The following is a 25,653-nucleotide window of genomic DNA, read 5'->3' as shown; positions in this document are numbered from 1 at the left end:
AAGCTTTATAAGAGAAAAGGTAGGCTGAGTCATATGACTTAACCTACCTTTTTAGCTTTACTATTATTTAAAAAGTAAATTCCACATTGACATACTTACTAAGTAAATCAATAGAAGCTTTGACATCGTCCATATTGACAACAGCATTTGGGCCGTGTACATAGCGTGTAGCAACAGAAATACCAGCACATCTTACACCAAAGTTAGAGCGGTTGATGGCACCAGCATCTGTACCACCACCATCGATAACGTCGCGTTGGTATTGGATTTCATGATCCTCACAACATTTAATCATTTCCTCTACAAGGTATTCATCACAGATAACGCTACCGTCAGAAATTTTAACCGCTGTACCACCACCGATTTTGTTAGCGCCTTCACCTGAGTTAGGGTAGTCATTTGAAATGGTAACATCTAAAGCGATGCCAAGATCTGGTTGGATACGATTTGCAGCTACTGTAGCCCCACGTAAGCCAACTTCTTCTTGAGTAGAGAATACGAAGTAAAGATCATTATAAGAATCCGTTACTTTTTTGAGCGCTTCAGCAAGTATGTAACAGCCAATACGGTCATCAATGGCTTTAGCACAAATATTATTGCCTTTAAGTTCTAAGTATTCCCCTACATAACAGCCTACATCACCAATTTTAACGTGCTTTTCAGCTTCTTCTTTTGAAGCTGCACCAATATCAATATAAAGTTTTTTGATATTTTTAAGACCATCAAAGTCACAAGTATTAGCCACGATACCTTGTGTGCCGTTTCTAAATTGTACACGGCTCATAACAGATGCTTGAACTGGAATACCGCCTAAAGCTCTTGCTGTAATAAATCCTTTATCGTCAATTTTCATAACCTGGAATCCAATCTCATCCATATGTGCAGACATCATAATTTTCTTTTTATTAGAGCCTGTTCCTTTTTTGAAGAGAATAAGATTGCCAAGCGCATCTACAGTTACTTCATCGGCATAACCTTTAACTTCTTCTAAAATAACTTCTCTAATTTGTTTTTCATAACCACTTACACCAAAAGCTTGAGTTAAATTTTGTAAAAACATTATTTATATACCCCTCTATAATAGATTTATAAACTTATTATAAAGTAAAAATTAAACTATTAAATAACTAAAAATCAACAAAATATTTAGTGTATAGTTGGTTATCTTCACTTTATAAAAAATAGTTTGTTGATTATATTTAAAAAGTATATATTTGTTTATAATAATGTGATAATTTTTGCTAATAAATGATGCTTCCTTTTTTAAAAGTTTGTTTAGGGTAATATTGTTCTATTTTAGGGAGTTAGAAAAGAGATGAAATAAGGGAATAGGCTGAGGGATGTCCTTGGTGCTAAAAAGTCATTATGAACAGTTGGGCGAATTTACGAGTATAAATATAGGTTGCAATATGTTATATTAGAAGAAATAGATCTTTTGTAATAAGGGAGGAAGTCATTTATGCTTAAACGTTTAGCAGCAGATGCACTTGGATTAAGTGATATTGGTTCTATTATTGACCCAAAGGACTTTGATAAGGTAAGTTCAGATGATTATATTTTCCATGAAGATGGGGAACAGATTTTTTTCCTAATCAAATCTAAGACAGATGAATATTGTTTTACCAACTTAGCTATGCTTCATTTAGATGGTACATCAGCAGTCAGTTCAAAAAGACAACTTCACCGTTATGACTACCGTGATCATATGATTTCGAATGTACGTTTAGAAACAGCCGGTACAGTAGATTTAGATGCAGAAATTAAATTTATAATAGGAGAAGTAGCTTTCTCTATTGATGTAGACAAAAAACAAATTGAGGCGCTTAAAGACCTTTATAAAGCGCTTCATAAAATGTCTATGATTATGAAAAAGAATCAATCTCATTTAAGGGATGCACAGCAGAGTTTAGAGATGGCTGCAAAAGTACTTACAGGTACAAAAAATATGGGTGAAGTAAAACTTGTGGATGAGTTTGCTCAGGTGAACGAAAAAGCTTTTGATTGGCTTATGAGTTCGAAAGAAAAATATATTAGAGAAGATTATGCGGATATCTTTAAGCTTTATATTAATAACTAATAGATAGAAATTATTATTTGTAATTACCGTAGTTTTGGTATAAAATAGAAATGATAAAAGATAACAATATGAGCTATAGGAGGATATATTAATGGCTAATGTATGTTTATGTAAAGGTATTTCAGAAGAAACTATCGTAGAAGCAATCAAAAACGGTGCAGTAACTTTTGAAGAAGTAAGTGAAAAAACTGGAGCAGGTACAGGTTTCTGCCATGGTGGAAGATGTAAAGCTACTATTGAAAAATTAATCGAAGAACATAAAGCTCAATAAGGCGTAATAAATGATAAGGAGTCCATAGAACGGCTAGTACGTTATATGGACTTTTTTTATTGGGAGTACTTTGCATAAAATCTCTAAAGATGTTAAAATGAGGAGTTTGACACCCACAACTTGCAAGGGTATTCACTAATCAACAGTATATAGAGACTCGGATTATAGGGGATGCAGGCTTGCCTGTTCTAAAGGGGATTGAAAGAATTGCCACAGGATTTAGGTCCTGTGGTTTTCTTTTTATTTACTTCTTAATTTATATTTTGTGAAATTTTAGAATAATGCTTGAACCTTTCTAAAAACACATTTAAAATATATTTAAAATAGTATAAAAAATATTGAATTTAGGGGGATGAAAATGAACTTAGAACAAATAACTTTGTCATTAGGTAAGGCTGAGGTTGTTGTAGATAAAGCTTTTCCGCGTATCATTCTATACAAGCTAGATGGAGAAGAAGCTTTCTGGGGGAAGAAGGATTTTGCAGATGAGGTCAAGATTAATCAAAATGGCTATCATCCAGTGAAGGTAGACACTAGAGTAGATGAAACTGGACAAGCTATTCATTATACTTTACATCTAGAAAAGGAAAACCAGGAGGGGCAAAGTTTACCTTTTGTAACACTAGGGATAGAGATTGCTTTAACAACAGATGGACATTCTAAAGAAGCTAAGTATGCTCAGAATATGAAACCTACAGACCGTCATATTGTAACTTATAGGGTAACAGATATTCAGGAATTTGATGCAAATGAGCAGGTAGAAACGATAGCTTTTACTAACCAGGCGCTTATTACTTTAAGCGGTGAAAAGGCTGGTTATGGGGCAGTCAAAGCTGGAAGTGGACAAAAGGGGATTTCAGATGTATTTAAAACAACAGCTGAGATTGTAGAAGGAGAAGAAAATCAGTATGAAGTGACTTATCCTCTTCTTTATAATGAAAGGTATGCGGCAGCAATCAGCAATAATGTCATAACACCTATTGAAAGAATTGTAGTAAGAGAAGATGTAGCTAAGAAAGCATTTACTTTCGCCAATGGAACTTTTACTTATCGTTATTGCGTAGAGCCATTTGAAGGACATACAGAAACAGAACCCTTGCCTTATGCACAGATTATTATAGGCGGCGATGAAAATGGAGATGGCCTAGTGGATTGGCAAGATGCAGCAATCCTCTTTAGAGAAATTATGCCTATCCCAAGAGGGTCAGAAAATGTAAAAGACCAAGTGGTATGGATTGCTATGAACTTTACAAGCTCCACTTCTAATCCATTTTTAAGAGTCTTAGATAATAGTAAAATATTAAGCCATTACTATGATGGCTTTACACAGATGGTACTCAATAAGGGCTATCAAGTAGAAGGGCATGATGATTCACATCCTGATTATACAGAAGTAGGTATAAGACAAGGGGGAGCCCATGACCTTAATTTATTAGGTGAGGCAGGAGCTGCTTATCATGTGAAGACAGGTATCCATATTAATGCTATTGAATATATGCTAGATGCAGTCAATACAAAACTTGAGAACCTTAAAGGGGGTAAACTGGGTGAGTTAGAACATGGCTGGGCATGGCTTGATTCAGCTTACCTTGTAGACCAGATGAAAGATTTAGAGTCAGGAGAGCTTGAAAGACGTCTTGAAGACTTATATCAGGTTGTACCAACCTTAAGTTTCATTTATGTAGATGTCTATTACCGATCAGATTACCACTCTTATAAATTTGCACAATTTATGAATAGGCATTGGGATGTGGCGACAGAATTTTCAGGACCATTTGAAGGGAATCAGATCTTTAATCACTGGGGCATAGACCCTTATTACCCAAGTAGTCTGGGGGCTAAGTCTACGATTTATAGATTTTTATACAATGGATTTAAAGATAGCTTTAACCCAGATCCACTGTTAAAAGGGCTTCAAATGCCAGGGGTAGGCACATGGCAGAGTCAAACAAATCTCTTTGAGGGTATAGAGTTATTCTATAATCAAAATCTCCCTACTAAATATATGCAAGCTTCACCTATTATGAAATTAACAGAGAATAGGATTGACTTTGAAAATGGTAGTTATGTAGCAAGAGAAGGTGAGAAAGTCAAACTTTATAGTAAAGATAAACAGCTTATTGCCATCATGAGCGAAGAAGCAATGAGATGTAAGAGTACACTCTTTATTCCATGGAGTATGACTGAGGAAGATAAGATTTATTATTGGAATAATGAGGAGGGTGCTACTACATGGCAATTGCCTAAAAAATGGCATGAGCAGACAGAAGTTTATGTGTATGAATTAACAGCCCATGGTAGAAAGTTTATAGAAACCCTTCCTGTAACCCATCATACAGTTACTTTAGACTATAAAGCACAGACACCTTATGTAATTGAAGACCATAAAGAAGATACGAGCGGCTTACCACAAGAAACGGTATGGGGAGAAGGTAGCCTTGTGAAAGATCCAGGTTTTGATAGCTTAAACTTTGGAGAGGGTAAAGGGAATTGGATGAAGCTTTCTAAATCCGGTGCAACTGACCATATTCAAATGGTTCATGTAGCAGTAGAAGAAGGCTATGACCATAAACTCTGTATTACAGGGAAAGAAGATGCTTTAGTAGTGCAGGAGATAGAAGGTCTTGAAGCAGGTGCAACTTATACTGTATCTGCATGGGTAAGTGCAGAAAGGTTAGTAGAGCTTGGGATGGTTATAGGTGAACAGGTTCAAAATACCTTTATTCATGGAAATGATATTATAGGAACGGTAGTAGACCATAAATATAGTAAGACGGCTTATCAACGTATCCGTTTTGATATAACAGTACCAGAAGGTGAAAACAGTGGTAAGTTATTTATTCATGTTCCACAGACGGATCAGGAAACTAAGGCGTGCATAGATGATGTACGTATCTTTAGACAACCAGGTAAAACAGATAGGCATAAAGGCGGTGCCATCTACTTTGAGGACTTTGAAAATGTAGATGAAGGATGGGGAATCTTTGAGTACGCTTTAAACGGAGGAGAATCCAAAGTTCACTTAGCAAGAAAAGATCCTCAAGGCAGACAAGTTAAGAGTTATGCTTTTGACGGCGAATGGTCTCTTAAAATTTCAGATAATAAAACAGGTGAGGTCGTTAGCACTTATCCTTCTCTTGTGAAATTCCAACCAGGTGTAGACTATACTGTAACTTTTGACTATACACTTTTTGCAGAAACAAAAGGTGCAACCTTACCTGCTGATGAAGCATACCCTTACACTTTTGCTGCTAAAGATAAAGAGGGCAATGTCCTTGCAGAAGAAACCCTTAAAGCAAGTACACTAGGTACAGGGGAGTACGGTGGTAATAGTAACCATGATCCAAGTGTAGAACGGGTAAGCCTTACATTTACAGCAGCATCTGAAGAAGGTACTTATATTACGATTTCTACACCAAATGGTATGCCAAATGGTGCAGGGGAAACGACTTCTACAGCTCTTAATATTCTTATGGTTGATAATGTTGCCATTTATAGTGAGGGGTATGAAGAAAGAGAAGCAGTTTTACCAGATTACCCTGTTTTTAAAGCATAGAAAAATAAGCTTCTAGTTTTAAAATGAACTTGTATTAAATTATAAAATTAAATATAATTTAATGTGTTATTCGGAGAATTTTAAATCTAGGAGGCTAGCTATGAATCAGAAACCAAATATTGTAATGATTATAACTGACGATCAAGGTCACTGGGGGATGGGGTGTAGTGGCAATAAAGATATTCTTACACCTAACCTGGATCGTTTAGCCAATGAAGGAATACGTTTTAATGAATTTTTCTGTGCGTCACCTGTATGCTCTGCAGCAAGAGGTTCTATTTTTACAGGTAAAATTCCTTCACAACATGGTATTCATGATTGGATTAGTAAAGGACATACCAGTGAAAGCGATTTAAGTGAGAAGCTTCAAAGTGAATTTAAAAATGAGGAGAGACACTGGGCTTATAATTGGCCAAAAGACCAACTTCAAGGTGATGTAGCGCTTAATTATTTAGAAGGACAAACTTGTTTTACACAGGTTTTAAATAAACATGGCTATACATGTGGTTTAAGTGGTAAATGGCATTTAGGTAACAGTGCTATACCACAGGCAGGATTTACATATTGGAAAACACTTGCTATGGGTGGAGATAATTATTACTATCCTGTTGTACTAGAAAATGGTAAGTTTGTTATGAAGGAAAAAGTTTATGTAACAGATTATATTACAGACAATGCCTTAACTTTCTTAGAGGAGCAAAAAGGTAAAGAGGAGCCGTTTTATTTAAGTATACATTATACAGCGCCTCATGCACCATGGGATAAGCATCAACACCCAGAACGTTTCTATGATTTATATGAAGATTGTCAGTTTACTTCCATTCCATTTGAACCAGCACATCCATGGGCAGGTATGAAGTATGGACAAGATGAACAAGGTAAAGAGCAGTGGAGAAGATGGATTCAAGGTTATGCAGCAGCAACTACAGCTATGGATGAAAATGTAGGAAGAATACTAGAGAAGTTAGAGCAAGATGGTTTAATGGATAATACGCTCATTATCTTTACAGGAGATAATGGTATGAGTATGGGGCATCATGGGATTTTTGGAAAAGGTAATGGAACTTTCCCACTTAATCTCTATGATACAGCTGTAAAAGTACCAATGATTATGCGTGTTCCAGGTGCTACAGTAAGTGGGAAAGTGGAAGAAACTTTACTAAGTCATTACGATTTATTCCCAACTATAATGACTTATTTAGGCTTAGAAAATGAAATTCCAGATCATCTACCAGGTAGCAGTTTTGCTTCTGTTTTAGAAGGTAGTGAAGGAAAAGTGGTAGACAGGGATATTGTAATCTTTGATGAATACGGCCCTAACCGTATGATTCGTACAAAAGAGTGGAAGTATATTCATCGCTATCCTTATGGGCCTCACGAACTTTACGATTTAAAAAATGATCCAGATGAGAAGCATAATGTAGTAGATGAAGTAAGCTATCAAGAAGTGAAGGCTATGATGAAACAGAAATTAGAAGCATGGTATCTTGAATATGTCGATCCAACACGTGATGGTAAAGGTGAGGCTGTAACAGGAAATGGCCAAATTGGTTTATGTGGGGCAAGGGCAGAAGGCAAACCTGCTTTTAAAGCATAAACATTTCCTTTAGATAAAATTAAAATTTTAATAAATAAGCAAATAAAGTATAAGAAGTGCTATAAAGACATATTTTGTAGTACTTCTTATTTTTTGTGCTAAAATACTTCCTAAATAATAATAATTAGCATATAATAATATGGAAGAATCGCATTATGCTTAGCATCCATGTGAAGGAGAGAACTATGAATAAACAGGAAAAAGAAATAGATTTAATCATTATAGGGGCGGGCCCAGCAGGGCTTACAGCTGGTATTTATGCTTCACGTGCTAATTTAGAAACACTTATTCTTGAAAATGATATTATTGGCGGACAGGTAAGGTCGAGTTATACCATTGAAAACTATCCAGGTTTTGCAAAGATTACAGGTGTAGAACTTGCAGAAAAAATGGAAGCTCAAGCCACAGGCGAAGGCGCGGTTATTGATGAGTTTGACTTTATAGAAAAAGTTACACTAACAGATGATGAAAAGATTATTGAAACAGGTGACTTTATTTATAAGCCACGTGCAGTTATTATTGCAACAGGGGCTAAGCCTAGGTCTTTACCGATTCCAAATGAAAGAGCCTATTTAGGAAAAGGTATCCATTACTGTGCGGTATGTGATGGCTCAAGTTATGAAGGAGAGGTCATTGGTGTAGTAGGTGGTGGTAGCGCAGCCCTTGAGGAAGCTATGTACTTAGCAAGAGTCGCTAAAAAGGTTATTATCATTAGAAGATATGATACTTTCCATGCAGAAGCTAAAACTTTAAAAGAGGTAGAAGCAGTGCCTAATATTGAAATTCTTTACGACCATGATCTTATAGATGTAGTGGGGGATAACTTTGTAGAAAAGGCCCTTGTGAAACATACAAAGACAGATGAAGTAATAGAAATACCACTTAAGGCTATCTTTGGCTATATTGGTACAGAGCCTAAGACAGATTTATTTAAGCCTTTCATTCAGGTTGGAGAAGATGGCTATATTAAATCAGATGAAAGTATGCAGACTAATGTAAAAGGTGTATATGTAGCTGGAGATGTTAGACAAAAAGAATTTAGACAAATTGCAACAGCTGTAGCAGACGGCACTATTGCAGCGCTAAAAGCTGAAAAATATATTACAGAAAATAAGGAGAATGCAAAATGATTAAAGTTTATTCAGTAGAATGGTGTGGACCATGTCAAAAAGTTAAAAAATATTTAGATACAAAAGGTGTAGCTTATGAAGTTGTAACAGTAGCAGATGCTCAAGCAGACCGTGAAATCGTTCTTGAAGTTTCAGGACAAAGAACTGTACCTGTTACAACAATTGGAGAATCTGTAATTATTGGATTTGATAAACAACAAATTGATGAAGCATTAAAAAGCTTATAATATTTAGAAAAACTATAGTAGATGAAAAGAAACAGCCATGTTCCCACTTAGGAGATGGCTGTTTCTTTTTGTAACTGAAGCTTATCTAAAGTTTTAAACTGTCTCGTTAAAAGGAAGGTAGCTAAAAGAGCAGCAGCGCCATCAGCAACTGGACCTGCATACATCACCCCATCAATACCCATGATACGTGGTAGAATCAGGATAAGTGGAATAAGGAAAACAATTTGTCTTGTAAGCGAAAGCAAAATACCTTTTTGAGCCTTTCCTATAGAAGTAAAGAAGAAGGAAGACATAGGCTGAAGTCCATTTAAGAAAGTAAAGAACATGAAAATTCTAAAGTAGCGCTCGGCAAAATGGAAATAAAGTTCTTCGCCCTGACCAAATAAACTAATAATTTGTCTCGGGAACAGTTGAAAACTTGCAAAAGCAATAAGGGATACAACACATACTGCTCCTAAAGCCTGCAGGCAGGCACGTTTAACTCTTTTATAATTTTTAGCCCCATAGTTAAAGCCCATAATAGGCTGACAGCCTTGAGCAATCCCTAATACAAAAGCCATATAAATAATATTTACTTTCGAAATAACACCTACGCAGGCAAGTGGAATATCACTACCATAAGGAGAAAGTGAGCCGTAGTAAGTTAAAGTATTATTCATGATAATTTGGACAAGCATCATAGCAAGCTGATTAAAGCAAGGAGACGCTCCTAAAGTAGTAATTTTAAGGCCAATATGTGCTTTAGGCTTAAAATAAGAGAGCTTTAGTGGCACCGTTTTAAAACGTAAGAGGTAAGCAAGTGCCATGATACTGGATATAATTTGAGAAATAACAGTTGCGAGAGCTGCCCCGGCAATGCCCATATCTAGACCAAACATAAAGATAGGATCAAGAATGGTATTGAGTAAGGCACCCACTAAAGTACACAGCATAGAGTAGGTTGGACTACCGTCAGCTCTTATAATGTTGCTGCAACCAATAGAAAAAATAAGAAAAGGTATACCTAAAGAAGTAATACCTGTATAAGTCAGTGCATAAGGCAGTACTTCGCCAGAAGCACCAAAAGCAATCATTAAAGGGTTTAGAAAAAGATTCACTAGAATAGCTAGGATAATCCCAATAATCCCCATAAGAGACACACTATTAGCGGCAAACTTACCAGCTTCTTCTTTATTGCCAGCTCCAAGACAGAGATTGAAGTTAGCAGCCCCACCTACACCTAGAAGTAAGGCAAGAGAAGTACATAAAATAGAAAGAGGAAAGGCTACATTAGTAGCAGCATTACCTACAATACCAATACTTTGTCCAATGAAAATTTGGTCCACTATATTATAGAGTGCACTAACGAGGCCACTAATAATACTCGGTATAGCAAATTTGAAAATCAATTTTTCTGTTTTTTCCGTAGCTAGAAGCTGACTGCGCGATATAGATTGAGTTTTTGTCATGTTTAACCTCCAGTTCAAATAAATCTACGGTACAAGTATAGCATGATTCTTTTCTTTAGTGTGCCTAAGTTATGAACTTAATAAAAGAACATAATAAAAAGCGGGAATTTAACAGAGTGATAGATATAAATTCCCACTTTTTATTTAGAATTCTTGTTACTGCTGGTGTAAGTGTCTCATAATATCTCCATATTGTGGTGTACCAAGACCATAGCCCCCTGCTACTTCCATAATATTTCCTGTAATATAAGAAGAATCATCACTAGCAAAGAATAAAACAGCATTGGCAATGTCTTCTGGTTTACCCATTCGGTTAAGTGGAACATGACTTAGGAAGGAATTAATAAAAGATTGAGGCATATTATTAAGCGCAGCATCCGTAGCAGTAAGACCCGGTAGTACAGCATTGCAGCGAATATTCGCTCTTGCATACTGCATAGCAATTTGCTGTGTAATATTATTAACAGCTGCTTTAGAAACGCCATAGCCAATGCGTGTTACATCAGGGATAGCACCACCAATAGAGGAGATATTAATAATACTACCTTTTCCTTGTTTCATCATGTGTGGAACGGCAGCTTTACTAATGCCATAAACAGTACCTACGTTAAGTTTAAAGAGTTCTAAAAAAGATTCTTCACTCCCTTTCACTAAATCTAAATCTGTTTCAGGTTTGCCAACGCCAAAGTTGTTAACCAATATATCAAGTCTACCTTCTTTAGTAATAATTTCTTCTACTATAGCCTTATAAGTTTCGCTTTTATAAGCATCAAAATAAAGAGGGAACATTTTAAAGCCTTGAGATTTATACTGGTCACAAATTTCCTGAGTAGCCTCGATTCTTCTAACTCCCATATAGACGGTAGCGCCATTTTCGGCAAGCTTTAGGGCACAAGCAAGCCCAATACCTTTTGTAGCCGCTGTAACAAGTGCAACTTGATTTTCTAACTTTTTCATAATTAGGCTCCTTTAAGTTTTAAATAATCTTTAGTATAAGCAGTAGAAGTATTTTTAACACACAGTATTTATAAGGAAATAATTGATAAAGATCTTTAGGGAGATAAAGAATAGTTTTATAAGTAAGATAAATACTAAATAAGGATTTATAAAAAAAGGAGGCTAGCTATGTCATTAGTCGGAAAAAAAGTTCAAGAATTTAAAGTACAAGCTTATCATGAAGGACAATTTAAAGAAATCACAAACAGTTGTCTTGAAGGACACTGGACAGTATTTTTCTTCTATCCAGCAGATTTTACTTTCGTATGTCCTACAGAGCTTAGTGATCTTGCTGATAACTATGAAGCTTTTAAAGGTATAGGCTGTGAAGTCTATTCTGTATCTACAGATACTCATTACGTGCATAAAGCATGGGCAGATGCATCAGAAACAATTGGTAAAATTAAATTTCCAATGCTTGCAGACCCAACAGGTGCACTTGCAAGACAATTTGAAGTGCTTATTGAAGAAGAAGGGCTTGCTTTAAGAGGAACTTTCATTGTAAACCCTGAAGGCATAATTAAAGCCTATGAAGTACATGATCTTGGTATTGGTAGAGATGCTGACGAACTTCTAAGAAAAGTTCAAGCTGCACAATTTGTAGCAGCTCATGGTGACCAAGTATGCCCAGCTAAATGGAAACCAGGTTCGGAAACACTTTCACCAAGTCTTGATCTTGTAGGGAAACTTTAAGAGGTAGTCTTTAAAATATCTAAAACCAGATAGCAAATAGTTTAAAGCATAGACAGCGAAATAAGATAAAAGAGTTAAGAGGATGATTCCTCCTCTTTTATCTTATTTTTTTATAGAGAAAAGTTCTTTAGAACTTAAGCATAGAGTATATCTCCTCTTTTCATGCTGATTTAGTTACCTATAGCAGGTAAACGGATGAATAAGTATGATGTAAGCTGACAGGAATAAATTGTTTAAAGGTAAAGGAGTTTAATATGAGTAAAATACTATATATCAAGGCCAATATAAAGAAAGAAGGGGAATCTAAAACCTTTAGAATATCGGACCATTTTGTAGAAGTCTATAAAAAATCTCATCCACAAGATGAGGTTATTACACTAGACCTTTATAAAGAGGCCATTGGTTTTTTAAGACCAGAAGATTTAGAGGCTTTATATGGCCCCAAGGATGGCGTAAATAGAAATCATAGGGTACTAAAATATGCGTACCAATTTGCAGAGGCAGATAAATATATTATTGCAGCACCTATGTGGAACTTAAGCTTTCCAGCTATCTTAAAAGCTTATTTAGATTATATAAGTGTAACAGGTATTACCTTTAAATATACGCATGAAGGTGCAGTAGGACTTTTAGAACATCAAAAGGCTGTTTACATTGTAACAAGAGGAGGTGCTTATACGGATTCACCTTATGAAATGGGGGTAAGATATTTAAGAACTTTACTCGGTTTCTTTGGTGTTCAAGCATTTGAAACTATTGAACTTGATAATATGAATCGTTCAGGTACAGATATTGAAAAGAGAATGGAAGAAGCACTTAAAAGAGCAGCTAAAATGGCAGAAACATTTTAGAAATAAGGGTCTGATGCAAAAGATTTGCTACAGGCCCTTTATGTTTTATACTAGACTTATACATAAAATAAAAGAGGGATAGGATGCAGAAATTTATTTATAGGGACATTCAAGAAAAAGATTATGAGGCACTGAAAAAATTACTAGATATGACAGGATATTTTAAAAAGATTACACCAAACAATAAGGTAAGGCAGATTGTACTTCAAGTGTATTTAAGAAGCTGCCTAGAGGACAGTACCTTTACAAAGGTTGTAGAGCATCAAGGGCAAGTCATAGGCATTGTATGTGGTAGAAATAATAAACATTCTAAAAAAGTAGCGTGGACGCCCTACACAGCTGGCATTTTAAGCAGACTTATCTATCTGCATCTTCTAAAAGAGGGTAGGAAGACGCTTAAAGCTCATCGGGACTTCTCGCAAAACTATAAAGAGCTTATGGGAGATAAGGAGCAACAGTTCGATGGAGAGCTTACTCTACTTATAGTAGATAAACAGTATAGAAGAGTAGGCATAGGCAAAACACTTATCCATCAGTTTTTGGAATATATGAAACAGACCAAGGCAAAAAACTTTTATTTGTTAACGGATACAATGTGTCAGTATACTTTTTATGATCGTCAAGGGTTTAGAAAAATAGGAAAGCAAAAAGTAAATTTGGTCAATGAACTAAAAGAAATAGAAATCTATTTGTATGATAAAGACATAGAGCATTTCTAGTTTCCTTTTTGTGTTCTAAATTCACCAGGTGTAAGGTCTGTGAATTGCTTAAATCTTCTTATAAAACTAGAGGACTGCGTATAACCAATAGTTGTAGAAATCTCCGAGACAGTCATAGAAGTTGTACATAGAAGAGTTTTGGCTTGTTCTATACGAAGCGAGTTAATGTAAGTAGATAAGTTAACGCCTGTAGCTGTTTTAAATTGATGACTTAAGTTAGAGACAGATAAATTAAAATGGTCAGCTAAAGATGAAACAGATAAATCATACTCGCAATAATGTTGATCGATATAAGCTATAATCGTTTGAATAGATAAAGAGCTAGAAGGTGCTGTATGAAGCTGGATAACAGCTGTAATTTCTTTAGTTAGGGTATGGATATAGTCAATAAAGTATGTCTTTGATAGAGAATGAGCAGGGCTTAACGGTATGTCTAAAGAAGGGTTAAGTGTAATATTAAGTGCTTTAGCCCCTTTTTTTAGTGTATGACTTACACTATAAACAAGTGGTAAAAGTAGAGGATGATAATCATGCAATTGCTGAATGTAATCTATAAGGGTATGAATAAAAAATTCTACTTTTTCCAAGTTATAGCTTGTAATAGCATCTTGAAGACCTGATAATTCATTTTCTGGATAGTAGAGATGAGACGAATGTCCTAAGCAAGTTTCTTCATAGAAGGCAGGTGCGTTTGTATGAAGAGAAGAGGTATCTTGAGTAAGCTTACTACATTCTAACAGAGCATAAGGTACTGCACTTAAATCTTTATACGCACTGCTTATGCAGAGTGCGAAAGGAATGGATAAAGTAGCAGATAGTGTACCTTGCAAAGTTATTAAGCCTTCTTTTAAAGTCCTTGCATCAGTACTTTCATAAAAAGCAATAAAAACATACATATTATGTGAAACATGATGGAGATAATGGAAATCCACAAAGTCCATAGGAAGTACCTTAGTTTCCTGTAGAAAAAGGATATCTTTTTCGTTAAAGGTATAAGTAGGAAGTGCACTTAAGGTAATGACTTTAAAGGTTTCGTGATGGAGCGTAATACCATAAGGCTGTGCACTAATATTAAAAGTATAAATATCTTTATAAGTTCCACCTAATAATTTTAAAAGGCACTTTTCATAATGAAGACGCTTATTATCGTGTTCTAAAAGATTCATGCCCATAGCTATTTTATCTAAAGTATGAAGGTGATTAGGAAGATTAAAGTTAAACTGGTCCAAAGAGTAAAGGAGCTTCCTAATAGGTTTATAGTATCTGTGGGTTAAAAGGAAAGTAATCATAAAACCTATTAAAAGAATAAAAGCATTAAGTAAAATAAATTTCTGAGACAGCATTTTTACTTTACCAAGCAATAAATCTTCATCAATAATGCTCACATAAGTTAAATGTGTTGAAGGAGAAGCAATTTGACTTATGTAGTACTCGTTTTGATAAGTTGTTTGTAGTGAAAAAGAGTCTAAAGGAGGTAATGCTTCAAGAGATAATGGATGAGCAGAAGGTGCATTACTATAAAGCATTATATTATCCGCCAAAATATAAGTATAGAAAGTGGCATTTGGTGTAGACATATTGTTTAGTGTATCCTCAAAAAAGTTAGGGTCAATTCTAAAGATGAAAAAAGCAGCTTGATTATGTATAGGAATAATGTATTCAATAGCAGGCTTGTCTGATAAAAAGATGTTAAAAGAATGTGCGTAAAACTGAGGTGTTTCAATAGTATTTAATTTATCTTGAAAATTTGTATATTGCCCCAAAAATTGAGGATTAATTTTAGAGTAGGTTTCTGGATTATAGGTCCCACTGCAAGAGTAGAGTGTATGAGGGGTAACTTTGTTGTAGTAATAGATATCTAAAAATGCAGGATCTAACCTTTTGGCTGCATTAAGCTCATTAAAGATATGATAAAAAGCTGTTACATTATTGGAAATATAGGCATTAGAAAAGCATGCATTGCTCATAAGTTCAAGGGATACTTTATGAATTAAATCTATTTTATAGTCAAAATTTAGCTGTAGTTTATTTAAGTTGTTACTGCTCTGAGAAATGATTTCCCCCTTATATAAATCGAGAAAATAATTTTGATAATAAATATTAAGTAAAACAATAGGAATAAAGATAATGAAAAAGTAAGAGCTTACATGTCTACTAAATTCTTTCAAAATATTAGTATTCAAAAACTGCCAACTCCTTTCAAAAAATAGTATGAGTTCGATTAAATATAAAGTAACATATAAAGACTATGTATTCAAGTTAAAAACTGGTGGATTTGCACAAAAAACAAACTATTCAAAAAAAGATTATGATAAAAATATTGAATATTTACTAGAAAAATATTTCGTGATTAGATAAAAGTACAAAACAAAAAGGGGGGAATGAAAGCCATGACAAAGGGAGAAGTGGCATTTGACACACAGATAAGTGCTAAAGAAGCGAAAAAAGCACGTCTAAAACATATGTGGATATTAATGAAAAGAAATTATATCCTCTATTTTTTCTTATTACCAGCTTTACTTTATATCATTATCTTTAACTATTGGCCTATGTATGGGATTCAAATAGCTTTTAAAGACTATTTACCATATGAAGGGATAACAGGTAGCCCTTGGGTAGGGTTTAAGCATTTTACGAAATTTTTTGATTCAATTATGTTCTGGGATTTACTAAAAAATACCCTTTCTATTAGTCTATATTCTTTAGTAGCTTCTTTTCCAATTCCGATTTTATTAGCCTTTATGATTAACTACACTAAAAATGAAAAATTAAAAAAGTTAACACAAACCATTACTTATGCACCTCATTTTATTTCTACAGTTGTATTAGTAGGTATGTTGTCTATCTTTTTATCACCAAGAACAGGGTTTATTAATACCGTTATTGAATTCTTTGGAGGAGATCCTATTTTCTTCCTAGGACAAAAGGAATGGTTTAGACATGTTTATGTATGGTCTGGTATATGGCAAGGAACAGGATGGGCATCTATTATTTATATTGCGGCTTTATCAGGGGTAAGCCCAGAACTTCATGAAGCAGCTATTATAGATGGTGCAAGTAAATTACAGCGTATTAGACATATTGATTTTCCAGCTATTTTACCGACTATTACGATTTTGCTTATTCTAAATATGGGGCAAGTTATGAATGTAGGTTTTGAAAAAGTATTACTTATGCAAAATGATTTGAACTTAGAAATGTCTGAAGTTATTTCGACTTATACATATAAGATGGGGTTAGTGAATGCCCAGTATAGTTATTCCACAGCGATAGGTTTATTTAATAATATTATTAACTTCTGTATTTTAATAGGAGTTAATCGATTTGCTAAGAAAATATCCGGAACAAGTTTATGGTAGAGGGGAGGAGAGAAAATGAAAGCAGGAAGTACTAAAATAAAGGAAACAACACAAGACCGTATCTTTAGTATGATTACTTTAATCTTGATTATGGCCATTATCATTATTGTAGCTTATCCACTCTATTTTGTATTGGTTGCTTCTGTTTCTAGTCCAGCAGTTGTTAACTCAGGGGACTTGTTACTATATCCAAAAGGCTTTTCACTCATAGGGTATAATAATATTTTGGGAAACACGAAGTTATGGGCAGGCTATGCGAATACTCTATTTTATACAGTAATGGGAACTTTAGTTGGGGTAAGTATTACGATTTTAGCAGGCTATGCTTTTTCAAGATCAGATTTACCAGGGCGTAATCTTTTGATGGGTATATTTGTCTTTACTATGTATTTCTCAGGTGGGCTGGTGCCTTTATACTTAGTTGTTAAACAGCTTAATCTGATTAATACAAGGACTATTATTATCTTATTAGGCAGTGTCTCTGTTTACAATATTATTATTGCCAGGTCTTTCTTTGTATCGAGTATACCTAAGGAGCTTCAAGAGGCTGCCTTTGTAGATGGCTGTACAAATCAGAGATTTTTCTTTGAGATTGTAGTACCTATATCTAAACCTATTATTGCAGTTATTACTTTATATTGTGCTATTGCCTATTGGAATTCTTTCTTTAATGCCATGATTTATCTTAATGATACAGATAAGTATCCACTGCAACTGGTTTTAAGAGAAATCCTTTTATCCTTCCAAATGATGCAGCAGCAAGCGGCAAATGGGGGAGGAGTGGTAGATGCAGAGACATTAGCAGAAATGAATACATTAGTAGAAGTTGTAAAGTATGGCGTTATCGTTGTTGCAACAGTGCCAGTGCTTATCATTTATCCGTTTATACAAAAATACTTTGTTAAAGGGGTAATGATTGGAGCAGTTAAGGGATGATAGGATTTTAATTTAAATAAAAGAGAGGGGAAGAGTTATGAAGCTTAAACGTATGTTATCTAAAATGACTACAATTATGATGGTAGGTGTAATGCTGGTAGGATGTACAAGTACAGGTGGAGGAAATAAGGAAAGTAGTAGCTCAAAAGAAGTGACAGTAGAAACGGCAGAAGATGGTACAACACGTGAAATGGAAGGGAATCTGTATGTAGAAGGGCTTCCTATTGTGAAAGAAAAAGAAACTTTCACTATTGCTGTTATAGGCCATCCACTTGCTAAAGATACCTATGAAAATAAACCAGCGGTTATTAAAGCAGAAGAAGATACAAACATCAAAATTAAATGGATGGAGATTCCTTCAACAGGTTGGCAAGAAAAAATCAATATTATGTTTGCTTCAGGGGAGTTGCCAGATGCCATTGCAACAGGAATTGACACATCTTCTATTGTAAAAAATCTTCCGCAACTCGTACCAGTAGGGGATTACATAGATAAATATGCACCATCAGTAGCAGAGGTTTATAATCAATATCCTGAGATTAAAACAATGTTAGAGCAAGAAGATGGTAAGATTTATTCCTTTATGACCAATACACATAGCTCACGTAATGATAGTACTTCAGGCGTATTATTTATTAATAAACAGTGGCTGGATAACTTAGGATTAGAAGTACCAACTACAGTAGAAGAATATTATGAAGTGCTTAAAGCATTTAAAGAAAAAGACCCTAATGGAAATGGTATTGAAGATGAAATTCCGCTATCATTTTGTCAGCAATTCTATGCTTCACAATTTAGGATGCTTTTGGGTGCATTTGGCATAAAAGACGATGGAACGCATATTATGATTGAAGAGGGTAAGGTTGAATTTGCACCTGAAAAGCCAGAATACTATGAGGCACTTCGTTATTATAGTAAGTTAGCGAATGAAGGTTTACTGGACTTAGAAGGCTTTAGCCAGACACAGCAACAATATAATTCTAAAGGACAACAAATGGTAGTAGGCTCATTTTTAGCTTTCTTACCTAATGCAGTAGTAGGAGATGCAAACGATAGTCAATACATTCCACTTCCACCATTAAAATCTTCAGTAGCTGAGCCGATTTGGGATGGTGCAAAGAATAAATTTGCAGGATGGAGTGGTGGATTTGTTATTACAAAAGCATGTAAAAATCCAGAAGCCTTAGTAAGATGGTTTGATTATATAAATAGTGATTTTGAGACAAAGATGCTTTGGAATTTTGGAGAACGTGGTGTACTTTGGGAGATGAATGATGAAACAAGAGAATACTGGTACGTTACGAACTTACCAGAAGGTGTAGGTAAAGAGGAGTACAGGTATTCAAAAGCAGCAGGACCTCATGCACCTATGTTTATTACATTAGGTGATTTAGAACACTTTGTTATGAAAGATGATCCATTAGGTAAGCAAAGAGAGGCTTGTATTGATATCGTAGAGCCTTATTACCCAGAAGAAGTACTTTTACCTGTTTTTGAGAGTTTAGAAGTTACAGAAGAAAAGGCGAACTTATCAGTAGAAATTGATAACTATATTAAGAACTTCGTAGCACAATCCGTATTATCTGGCATAGATGATGCAAAATGGCAAGAACACCTTAATAAATTAGAAAAATTAAATGTAGCACGTTATGTAGAAATGCAGCAAGCAACATACGATAAAATAAAACAATAAAATAAAAGAAGAGGAGGTCAGTGTATGGCTAAACCCAATCTTGTTTATATCTTTTGTGACCAATTTAGAAGGCAAGCCATAGGTTATATGGGGGAAGACCCAGTTATTACACCACATCTAGACCAGTTTGCTAGAGAGAGCGTAGTATTTAATCAAGCCGTAAGTAATTATCCAGTATGTAGCCCTTATAGAGGCATTTTACTGACAGGGCTGTATCCGCATAAAAATCATATCTTTACCAATTGTAATTCAAGAAGTGCGCCTAAAGGTTGTTATCTACGTGAGGATCAGCTTTGCCTATCCGATATTTTATCTGAGAATGGCTATGAATTAGGCTACATAGGTAAGTGGCATTTAGATGCACCAAAGGAGGAGCATAGCGACTATACAGAAGGTAGGCGCGGAGATGGGCTCATATGGGATGCCTACACGCCACCAGGAAAGGGAAGACATGGTTTTAACTTTTGGTATTCTTATGGATGTGCGGATAATCATATGAAGCCTCATTATTGGGTGAATGATGCTAAGGTAGAGGAGCGTATAGATGTAGAGGAGTGGTCTGTTGCACATGAAACCCAAGTAGCTATAGATTATATTGAGAAACAAGATAAGCCTTTTGCACTTTTTGTTTCATTCAATCCGCCTCATACAGATTTTAACTTATTTCCACAAAAATATTTGGATTATTACAAGGGAAAAGAGGCAGAAGATTTATTAGTCAGACCTAATGTAAAAGACTGCCCTGAAGCTCTGGAGCATGTTAAAAATTATTTTGCTGCTATTACAGGGATAGATGAGAACTTTGGTAAGATCATGCAGGCACTTAAGGCTAAAGGGATAGAAGATAATACCATTGTTATTTTTACATCGGACCATGGAGAGCTGATGGGTAGTCAAGGACTAATGCATAAAAATATATGGTATGAAGAAGCAGTTAGTGTACCTTTTATTGTGAGATGGCCAGAGCAATTTAAACATCAAGATGTGGATGCTCAGCTATCTACTATAGATATTATGCCTACCCTATTAGGAGCAGTAGGTCTTGATAATAAAATTCCTCAAGAATGTGTAGGGCATAACTTTACACCGAATATGTGCAGTGGTAATTATATAGATTCACCAGACAGCTCATTATATTTTGTAGATGGTCCAAAGGGGAAAGGTTATGGAAGAGGTATAAGGGATAAAAGATACACCTTTATCCTATCGGGCAGCAGGCGGCAAGCAACAATGCATCTTATATGATAGACAAGAAGACCCTTACCAAATGAACAATATTATAGAAGATAATAAAGAACTCGCTAGAACTTATCTTGAAAAGTTAAAGATTTGGTTACAAGAAATTGAAGACCCATTTGAAATCAAGATACAGTTATAAAAGTTAGTATAAGTAGAAACAGCCTCATCCTAAAATAGGAAGGGGCTGTTTCTACTTATATTAAATGAAATTTGAGTTATAAATAGGTTAGAGTTTGTATGAGGACTATACAGTAAAAGTTTGATATTCAATAAGTTAGGGGAAATACTAATGAAGTGGAAAAATAGAGATAAAAAAGTAATAGGGTTAAGTGTACCTATAGTTGTAGTTTTATTTTTTACTTGTTGTTCAATGAATTCTAAAAATTTGGTATAATGACTATAAAGAATCACTAGGACTTAAATGTATAAATTGGGAGAAGAAGTGGGGGAAAATGATGCTAAAGGTATTCTTGGTAGAAGATGAGTTTGCAGTAAGAGAAAGAATGAAGAAAAACATTAATTGGGAAGAGAATGGTTTTTGCCTAGTAGGAGAAGCAGGCGATGGAGAATTGGCTTATCCCCTTATTCAAGAAGTAAAGCCTGACATTATTATCACAGATATTAAAATGCCTTTTATGGATGGACTAGAACTTAGTAAGCTGGTTAAAAAGGATTTACCCCAAGTTAAGATTATTATTTTAAGTGGATATGATGAATTTGAGTATGCTAAAGAGGCTATTAATATAGGTGTAACAGACTATCTTCTAAAGCCTATTACATCTAAGAAACTTATGGAATCTTTGAATCAAGTGGCACAGGCTATTAGAAAAGAGCAGGAAAAGCAGGCTTACTATGAGAGGTGTCAGTTAGAACGTCTTGAGAGTATGCAACTAGCAAGTAAAAAATTCTTTTATAATATGGTAACAGGTAAGCTTTCGGCAACAGAGCTTATTGCTCAGGCCAAGTCTTTAGCTATTGATTTAACGGCTAAGATGTATAGTGTAGTGCTTATTAAAGGAAGTGTTGACTTAAAAGCTAAGGAGGAGAACCTTCCTATGGGTCGGATAACAGATAGATTGCAGGCATGGCTGCAAGAACGCGTAGATGTAATCGGATTCGATAGGGAAACAGAAGGTTGGGCTCTTATTTTAAAAGGGACAAACATTCATATAGAAGAACTTGAAAAAGAAATCATTACGCTTATTCAGGAGGAAATGAAGGATTACTCTATGCCTTCTTACTGTATAGGGATAGGACACAGAGCTAGCAGATTAAGTGAAATTGCCTATGCTTTTGAAACGGCTAATCAGGCACTAGCGTATCGTTATATGCTTCAGAATGAAAAAGTCATTTATTATGATACTTTAAAGCAGTATAAACTTAATCAAAGAGACAAAGCCATTAGTATAAGGGAAATGGATCTCACGCATATGGACAAAAAGACAATTGAAGACTTTTTAAGAAGCGGTACAAAGCAGCAGCTTCAAGATTTTATTGTGAATTATATTAAAAGTATACAAGGTGGTATGGAGTCTTTTCTTTTTAGACAGTATATTATGATGGATATTTATTTTAATGTCATAGCTTTTGGGGAGCAACTAGGCTACGAAAAAGATGAGGTGATCAAAGCCTGTGGTGATATAAAAGAGATCTATACAGTGATTCAGACTAAAGAGGATGCAAGCCATTACTTGGAGATTTTGCTGACAGGTGCATTATCCTTAAGAGACGCTATGAGTGGCAGAAGGTACAAGGCTTTAGTAGAAGATGCTAAATACTATATTAAAAAATATTATAATAAGGAAAGTATTTCTCTTAATCAAGTGGCTGATTATGTGAATATGAGTTCTAGTCATTTTAGTGCCATTTTTAGCCAGGAGACAGGACAGACTTTTATTTCTTATTTGACACAGATTCGTATGGAAAAGGCTAAGGAACTCTTAAGGTGTTCTTCAATGAAAACATTAGAGGTTGGCTATGAAGTAGGATATAAGGATCCACATTATTTTAGCCATTTATTTAAAAAGACACAGAATTGTACACCTAAAGAATACCGTAAGTCAACTTTATCTTAGAAAGGGCTCTTAACATGAAATGCCCTAATATGTCTTTAAGAAGTAAGCTGAAACTTTTTATGTTGATTATGCTAACGCCGATGGTATGCCTTGTTATTTATCTCATTGTCAGATTCAGCAACTATACGGATCGTTACGTACCTATTATTAAGGATATTAATATTGCTAATGAGTTTGATATGCACTTTAAACAGGAAGTAGATTATGCCATGTACCGAGTGGCAATAGGATCTGAAGCCTTTGAAAATACTAATGTAGAAAATATATTAAAGGAGAGTAAGGTCTATTTTAAGCAGTTAGAAGAAGGGACGAGTCTTAGTTCCAATAAAAAGTTGGTAAGGGCGGCCCAAAGGAATCTGGAACTTTTAGAAAAGAAAATTAGCCATATTAAAGAAAACTGTGAAGAGACAGGGCATTACGATGAAAACATATTTATGCTAGAGAATGATATTTATGTTTTTACTGAGCTCATTACAGATGAAATTCAGGAATATGTGTATTACGAAGCAATGGAGCTTGAAAAGGTTAAGAAGGCTATTGAAGACGATATCAACAATATGCTAAGAGTCAGTATGGTAATTTTAGGTGTTGTACTCATTGTTACATGGATTTTGATTATTACTATTTCAGATAGCATTACAAAACCGTTGCAGTATTTATGTGAGCGTACGAAAAAGGTAGGCGCTGGAGATTTTACCATGCAGAAAATCAAGAGCAGAGGTGATGAAGTGGTTACTCTAGAGGAGAGCTTTAATACCATGATTGGAGAGATAGAAGAACTGGTTAAAAATGTAAAAGAAGAACAGGTTAATTTAAGGGCTATGGAGCTTAAGTTGCTTCAAGAACAGATTAATCCTCACTTTCTGTATAATACTTTAGATACCATTATATGGATGGCAGAAGATGGTCAAAATGAGGAAGTAGTGGAAATGGTGTCTGCTTTATCAGAGTTCTTTAGGACAGGCCTTAGTAAAGGTCGGGATTACATTACCTTGCGAGAAGAGGAAAGTCATATACGTAGTTACTTGCAGATTCAGCAATTTAGATATGCTGATATTTTAGAATATGAGATTCGTATTCCTTTAGAGCTTGGGGAGTTCAGAATACTAAAATTGACTTTGCAGCCTTTAGTAGAAAATGCTCTTTATCACGGTATTAAACAAAGAAGGGGTAAAGGGAAAATTTATATAGAAGGACGTTATGATGAACAGTATATTTTTCTAACGGTTCATGATGATGGTAGAGGCATGAAAGAGGATGAACTAGAAAGGCTTAGAAAAGGTGTGGAAAAGGGTAGGTTAGATACATCTGATAAAGGATTTGGACTTGCTAATGTAAATGAAAGAATACGGCTTAACTACGGCAGAGCTTATGGTTTAATCATAGAAAGTACATATGAACAAGGTACGAGTGTAACAGTACGCTTACCTAGAGAAATTAGGAATAGCTAATAAGAAAAAGGTATGTTTTTTTGAGAATGAAAAAACATACCTTTTTCATAAAAAAATTAACTTCTATAAAAATAAGATAAAAAAATGAAATGAAATAAAAATATATTCTGTATTAAAAAAATAGGTTTATTTTTATAATAGCCGTATAGAAAGCGATTACGTTTATTGAAAATAACAGGGGGGTAGAGTTATGAAGAAAAAATTAGTCAGTATGTTATTAGGTTTAACGATGGTAGGTACAGCGCTTGTTGGTTGTAGTAGCGCACCAGCAGAAAATAGTACGCCAAAAGAAACTGAAACGAAGACAGAAGCTCCGGCTAAAGAAGAAACAAAAACAGAGACTCCAGCAGAAGAGGCTGAAGAAAAGACAGATGAACTTATTACAATTGGTTTTTCGCAAGTAGGTGCAGAATCTGACTGGCGTGTTGCCAATACAGAATCTATGAAGAGTACCCTGACAGAGGAAAATGGCTTTAATTTAATCTTTGCAGATGCTCAACAAAAACAAGAAAATCAGATTAAAGCAGTAAGAGATTTTATTTCCCAGGAAGTAGATGTTATTGTTATTGCACCTGTAACAGAGACAGGATGGGAAACAGTACTTGGTGAAGCAAAAGATGCTGAGATTCCAGTTATTATTGTAGATAGAATGATTGATGTATCTGATGATTCTCTTTATACATGCTGGGTAGGTTCTGATTTCTATCAAGAAGGACTTGATGCTGTAGATTGGCTGACAGAATATATGGATGGTCTTGGGCGTGGTCAGGATCAGCTTAATGTAGCTGTACTTCAAGGTACAATTGGTTCATCAGCTGAAATTGGTCGTACAAAAGGCGTACGCGATGGTCTTCAAGAACATAGCAACTATTCTATCGTATTAGAACAAACAGGCGAATTCACACAGGCAAAAGGCCAAGAAGTTATGGAGTCTTTCCTTAAATCAGGTGAACAAATTGATATCTTAATTGCTCAAAATGATAATATGGCCTTTGGTGCTATTGATGCTCTTAAAGCAGTTGGTAAAAAACCAGCAGAAGATGTAGTTATTGTATCTTTTGATGCTGTTAAAGCTGCTTTTGAATCTATGATTGCAGGGGAAATGAATGTATCTGTAGAATGTAACCCACTTCATGGACCACGTGTTGCAGAGCTTGCAAAAGCTATTATGAATGGCGAAGAAGTTGAAAAAATTCAATATGTAGAAGAGGGGGTATTCCCAGCTGATACAGCAGCAGAAATGCTTCCAACACGTGTTTACTAAGAGTAGGGATAAAAATTGATATTTAGATTTGGATTTGTATGGCATTAAAGTAAGGTATTAAGGCTAAAGGT

20 protein-coding genes are annotated in these 25,653 nt (G+C 35.0%); 16 read left to right on the top strand and 4 right to left on the bottom strand.

What is annotated here, in order from left to right; genetic code table 11:
- Nucleotides 1-67 precede the first annotated feature (67 nt).
- On the bottom strand, nucleotides 68-1,060 hold the full coding sequence (locus tag H8718_RS05815; protein ID WP_249332199.1) for a M42 family metallopeptidase: 993 nt from the start codon (nucleotides 1,058-1,060) through the stop codon (nucleotides 68-70).
- A gap of 399 nt (nucleotides 1,061-1,459) precedes the next feature.
- On the opposite strand from H8718_RS05815, the gene H8718_RS05810 reads away from it, so the two are divergent.
- The 6 genes from H8718_RS05810 to H8718_RS05785 all read left to right on the top strand — a co-directional run bounded on the left by H8718_RS05810 (nucleotide 1,460) and on the right by H8718_RS05785 (nucleotide 8,858).
- Nucleotides 1,460-2,077: a PH domain-containing protein gene (locus H8718_RS05810; protein WP_177671353.1), complete on the top strand. Its 618-nt coding sequence runs from the start codon at nucleotides 1,460-1,462 to the stop codon at nucleotides 2,075-2,077.
- A 91-nt stretch (nucleotides 2,078-2,168) separates the two neighbouring features.
- The gene (locus H8718_RS05805) at nucleotides 2,169-2,348 is read left to right on the top strand and encodes a (2Fe-2S)-binding protein (RefSeq protein ID WP_177671354.1); all 180 of its coding nucleotides are present in this window, start codon (nucleotides 2,169-2,171) and stop codon (nucleotides 2,346-2,348) included.
- A 358-nt stretch (nucleotides 2,349-2,706) separates the two neighbouring features.
- A complete protein-coding gene (locus H8718_RS05800) occupies nucleotides 2,707-5,904 on the top strand; it encodes an endo-alpha-N-acetylgalactosaminidase family protein (protein WP_249332198.1) in 3,198 nt (1,065 codons plus the stop codon).
- 100 nt (nucleotides 5,905-6,004) lie between these two features.
- Nucleotides 6,005-7,501, top strand: a complete 1,497-nt coding sequence (locus H8718_RS05795) for a sulfatase-like hydrolase/transferase (protein ID WP_249332197.1) — start codon at nucleotides 6,005-6,007, stop codon at nucleotides 7,499-7,501.
- A gap of 185 nt (nucleotides 7,502-7,686) precedes the next feature.
- Nucleotides 7,687-8,631, top strand: coding sequence for an NAD(P)/FAD-dependent oxidoreductase (locus H8718_RS05790; protein WP_249332196.1), 945 nt, complete (start codon nucleotides 7,687-7,689; stop codon nucleotides 8,629-8,631).
- The gene (locus H8718_RS05785; protein ID WP_249332195.1) at nucleotides 8,628-8,858 is read left to right on the top strand and encodes a glutaredoxin domain-containing protein; all 231 of its coding nucleotides are present in this window, start codon (nucleotides 8,628-8,630) and stop codon (nucleotides 8,856-8,858) included. Before H8718_RS05790 ends, H8718_RS05785 begins: the two co-directional genes overlap by 4 nt.
- A 47-nt stretch (nucleotides 8,859-8,905) precedes the next feature.
- On the opposite strand, the gene H8718_RS05780 is transcribed toward H8718_RS05785, so the two are convergent.
- Together H8718_RS05780 and hdhA are read right to left on the bottom strand one after the other, a co-directional pair.
- Entirely contained in the window at nucleotides 8,906-10,306 is a 1,401-nt protein-coding gene (locus tag H8718_RS05780) for an MATE family efflux transporter (protein WP_249332194.1), read from the bottom strand.
- Between the two features lie 156 nt (nucleotides 10,307-10,462).
- Nucleotides 10,463-11,263: a 7alpha-hydroxysteroid dehydrogenase gene (gene hdhA / locus H8718_RS05775; RefSeq protein ID WP_249332193.1), complete on the bottom strand. Its 801-nt coding sequence runs from the start codon at nucleotides 11,261-11,263 to the stop codon at nucleotides 10,463-10,465.
- Between the two features lie 168 nt (nucleotides 11,264-11,431).
- Here hdhA and ahpC point away from each other — a divergent pair, with 168 nt between their 5' ends.
- The 3 genes from ahpC to H8718_RS05760 all read left to right on the top strand — a co-directional run bounded on the left by ahpC (nucleotide 11,432) and on the right by H8718_RS05760 (nucleotide 13,565).
- Nucleotides 11,432-11,995 carry an alkyl hydroperoxide reductase subunit C gene (ahpC, locus tag H8718_RS05770; protein ID WP_249332192.1) on the top strand — a complete coding sequence of 188 codons (564 nt, stop codon included), beginning with the start codon at nucleotides 11,432-11,434 and terminating at the stop codon, nucleotides 11,993-11,995.
- Nucleotides 11,996-12,249: 254 nt separating this feature from the next.
- Nucleotides 12,250-12,846, top strand: coding sequence for an NAD(P)H-dependent oxidoreductase (locus tag H8718_RS05765; protein ID WP_249332191.1), 597 nt, complete (start codon nucleotides 12,250-12,252; stop codon nucleotides 12,844-12,846).
- A gap of 83 nt (nucleotides 12,847-12,929) precedes the next feature.
- Nucleotides 12,930-13,565: a GNAT family N-acetyltransferase gene (locus H8718_RS05760; RefSeq protein WP_249332190.1), complete on the top strand. Its 636-nt coding sequence runs from the start codon at nucleotides 12,930-12,932 to the stop codon at nucleotides 13,563-13,565.
- On the opposite strand, the gene H8718_RS05755 is transcribed toward H8718_RS05760, so the two are convergent.
- Complete coding sequence (locus H8718_RS05755; RefSeq protein ID WP_249332189.1) at nucleotides 13,562-15,748, bottom strand: helix-turn-helix transcriptional regulator; 2,187 nt, start codon at nucleotides 15,746-15,748, stop codon at nucleotides 13,562-13,564. The genes H8718_RS05760 and H8718_RS05755 overlap by 4 nt on opposite strands.
- A 207-nt stretch (nucleotides 15,749-15,955) precedes the next feature.
- Between H8718_RS05755 and H8718_RS05750 the strand changes: the two genes are divergently transcribed.
- From H8718_RS05750 to H8718_RS05720, 7 genes are all read left to right on the top strand, one after another.
- Entirely contained in the window at nucleotides 15,956-16,924 is a 969-nt protein-coding gene (locus tag H8718_RS05750; protein WP_249332188.1) for an ABC transporter permease, read from the top strand.
- 15 nt (nucleotides 16,925-16,939) lie between these two features.
- Complete coding sequence (locus H8718_RS05745; protein WP_249332187.1) at nucleotides 16,940-17,860, top strand: carbohydrate ABC transporter permease; 921 nt, start codon at nucleotides 16,940-16,942, stop codon at nucleotides 17,858-17,860.
- 37 nt (nucleotides 17,861-17,897) lie between these two features.
- Nucleotides 17,898-19,553, top strand: coding sequence for an extracellular solute-binding protein (locus H8718_RS05740; protein WP_249332186.1), 1,656 nt, complete (start codon nucleotides 17,898-17,900; stop codon nucleotides 19,551-19,553).
- A gap of 24 nt (nucleotides 19,554-19,577) precedes the next feature.
- Nucleotides 19,578-20,798: a sulfatase family protein gene (locus tag H8718_RS05735; protein ID WP_249332185.1), complete on the top strand. Its 1,221-nt coding sequence runs from the start codon at nucleotides 19,578-19,580 to the stop codon at nucleotides 20,796-20,798.
- A gap of 449 nt (nucleotides 20,799-21,247) precedes the next feature.
- Nucleotides 21,248-22,867, top strand: coding sequence for a response regulator (locus tag H8718_RS05730; RefSeq protein ID WP_249332184.1), 1,620 nt, complete (start codon nucleotides 21,248-21,250; stop codon nucleotides 22,865-22,867).
- Nucleotides 22,868-22,881: 14 nt separating this feature from the next.
- On the top strand, nucleotides 22,882-24,318 hold the full coding sequence (locus H8718_RS05725; RefSeq protein ID WP_249332183.1) for a sensor histidine kinase: 1,437 nt from the start codon (nucleotides 22,882-22,884) through the stop codon (nucleotides 24,316-24,318).
- Between the two features lie 190 nt (nucleotides 24,319-24,508).
- The gene (locus tag H8718_RS05720; protein WP_249332182.1) at nucleotides 24,509-25,582 is read left to right on the top strand and encodes an ABC transporter substrate-binding protein; all 1,074 of its coding nucleotides are present in this window, start codon (nucleotides 24,509-24,511) and stop codon (nucleotides 25,580-25,582) included.
- The last annotated feature ends 71 nt before the right edge of the window (nucleotides 25,583-25,653 follow it).

The sequence above is a fragment of the Zhenhengia yiwuensis genome (assembly GCF_014384995.1).
GTDB lineage: Bacteria > Bacillota > Clostridia > Lachnospirales > Cellulosilyticaceae > Zhenhengia > Zhenhengia yiwuensis.
This window is presented reverse-complemented; position numbering and strand designations above follow the sequence as displayed.

What these genes read in the sequence shown, in the direction of transcription:
- H8718_RS05815 (WP_249332199.1), bottom strand. Translation starts at nt 1,060, where the DNA reads ATGTTTTTACAAAATTTAACTCAAGCTTTTGGTGTAAGTGGTTATGAA.
- H8718_RS05810 (WP_177671353.1), top strand. Translation starts at nt 1,460, where the DNA reads ATGCTTAAACGTTTAGCAGCAGATGCACTTGGATTAAGTGATATTGGT.
- H8718_RS05805 (WP_177671354.1), top strand. Translation starts at nt 2,169, where the DNA reads ATGGCTAATGTATGTTTATGTAAAGGTATTTCAGAAGAAACTATCGTA.
- H8718_RS05800 (WP_249332198.1), top strand. Translation starts at nt 2,707, where the DNA reads ATGAACTTAGAACAAATAACTTTGTCATTAGGTAAGGCTGAGGTTGTT.
- H8718_RS05795 (WP_249332197.1), top strand. Translation starts at nt 6,005, where the DNA reads ATGAATCAGAAACCAAATATTGTAATGATTATAACTGACGATCAAGGT.
- H8718_RS05790 (WP_249332196.1), top strand. Translation starts at nt 7,687, where the DNA reads ATGAATAAACAGGAAAAAGAAATAGATTTAATCATTATAGGGGCGGGC.
- H8718_RS05785 (WP_249332195.1), top strand. Translation starts at nt 8,628, where the DNA reads ATGATTAAAGTTTATTCAGTAGAATGGTGTGGACCATGTCAAAAAGTT.
- H8718_RS05780 (WP_249332194.1), bottom strand. Translation starts at nt 10,306, where the DNA reads ATGACAAAAACTCAATCTATATCGCGCAGTCAGCTTCTAGCTACGGAA.
- hdhA (WP_249332193.1), bottom strand. Translation starts at nt 11,263, where the DNA reads ATGAAAAAGTTAGAAAATCAAGTTGCACTTGTTACAGCGGCTACAAAA.
- ahpC (WP_249332192.1), top strand. Translation starts at nt 11,432, where the DNA reads ATGTCATTAGTCGGAAAAAAAGTTCAAGAATTTAAAGTACAAGCTTAT.
- H8718_RS05765 (WP_249332191.1), top strand. Translation starts at nt 12,250, where the DNA reads ATGAGTAAAATACTATATATCAAGGCCAATATAAAGAAAGAAGGGGAA.
- H8718_RS05760 (WP_249332190.1), top strand. Translation starts at nt 12,930, where the DNA reads ATGCAGAAATTTATTTATAGGGACATTCAAGAAAAAGATTATGAGGCA.
- H8718_RS05750 (WP_249332188.1), top strand. Translation starts at nt 15,956, where the DNA reads ATGACAAAGGGAGAAGTGGCATTTGACACACAGATAAGTGCTAAAGAA.
- H8718_RS05745 (WP_249332187.1), top strand. Translation starts at nt 16,940, where the DNA reads ATGAAAGCAGGAAGTACTAAAATAAAGGAAACAACACAAGACCGTATC.
- H8718_RS05740 (WP_249332186.1), top strand. Translation starts at nt 17,898, where the DNA reads ATGAAGCTTAAACGTATGTTATCTAAAATGACTACAATTATGATGGTA.
- H8718_RS05735 (WP_249332185.1), top strand. Translation starts at nt 19,578, where the DNA reads ATGGCTAAACCCAATCTTGTTTATATCTTTTGTGACCAATTTAGAAGG.
- H8718_RS05730 (WP_249332184.1), top strand. Translation starts at nt 21,248, where the DNA reads ATGCTAAAGGTATTCTTGGTAGAAGATGAGTTTGCAGTAAGAGAAAGA.
- H8718_RS05725 (WP_249332183.1), top strand. Translation starts at nt 22,882, where the DNA reads ATGAAATGCCCTAATATGTCTTTAAGAAGTAAGCTGAAACTTTTTATG.
- H8718_RS05720 (WP_249332182.1), top strand. Translation starts at nt 24,509, where the DNA reads ATGAAGAAAAAATTAGTCAGTATGTTATTAGGTTTAACGATGGTAGGT.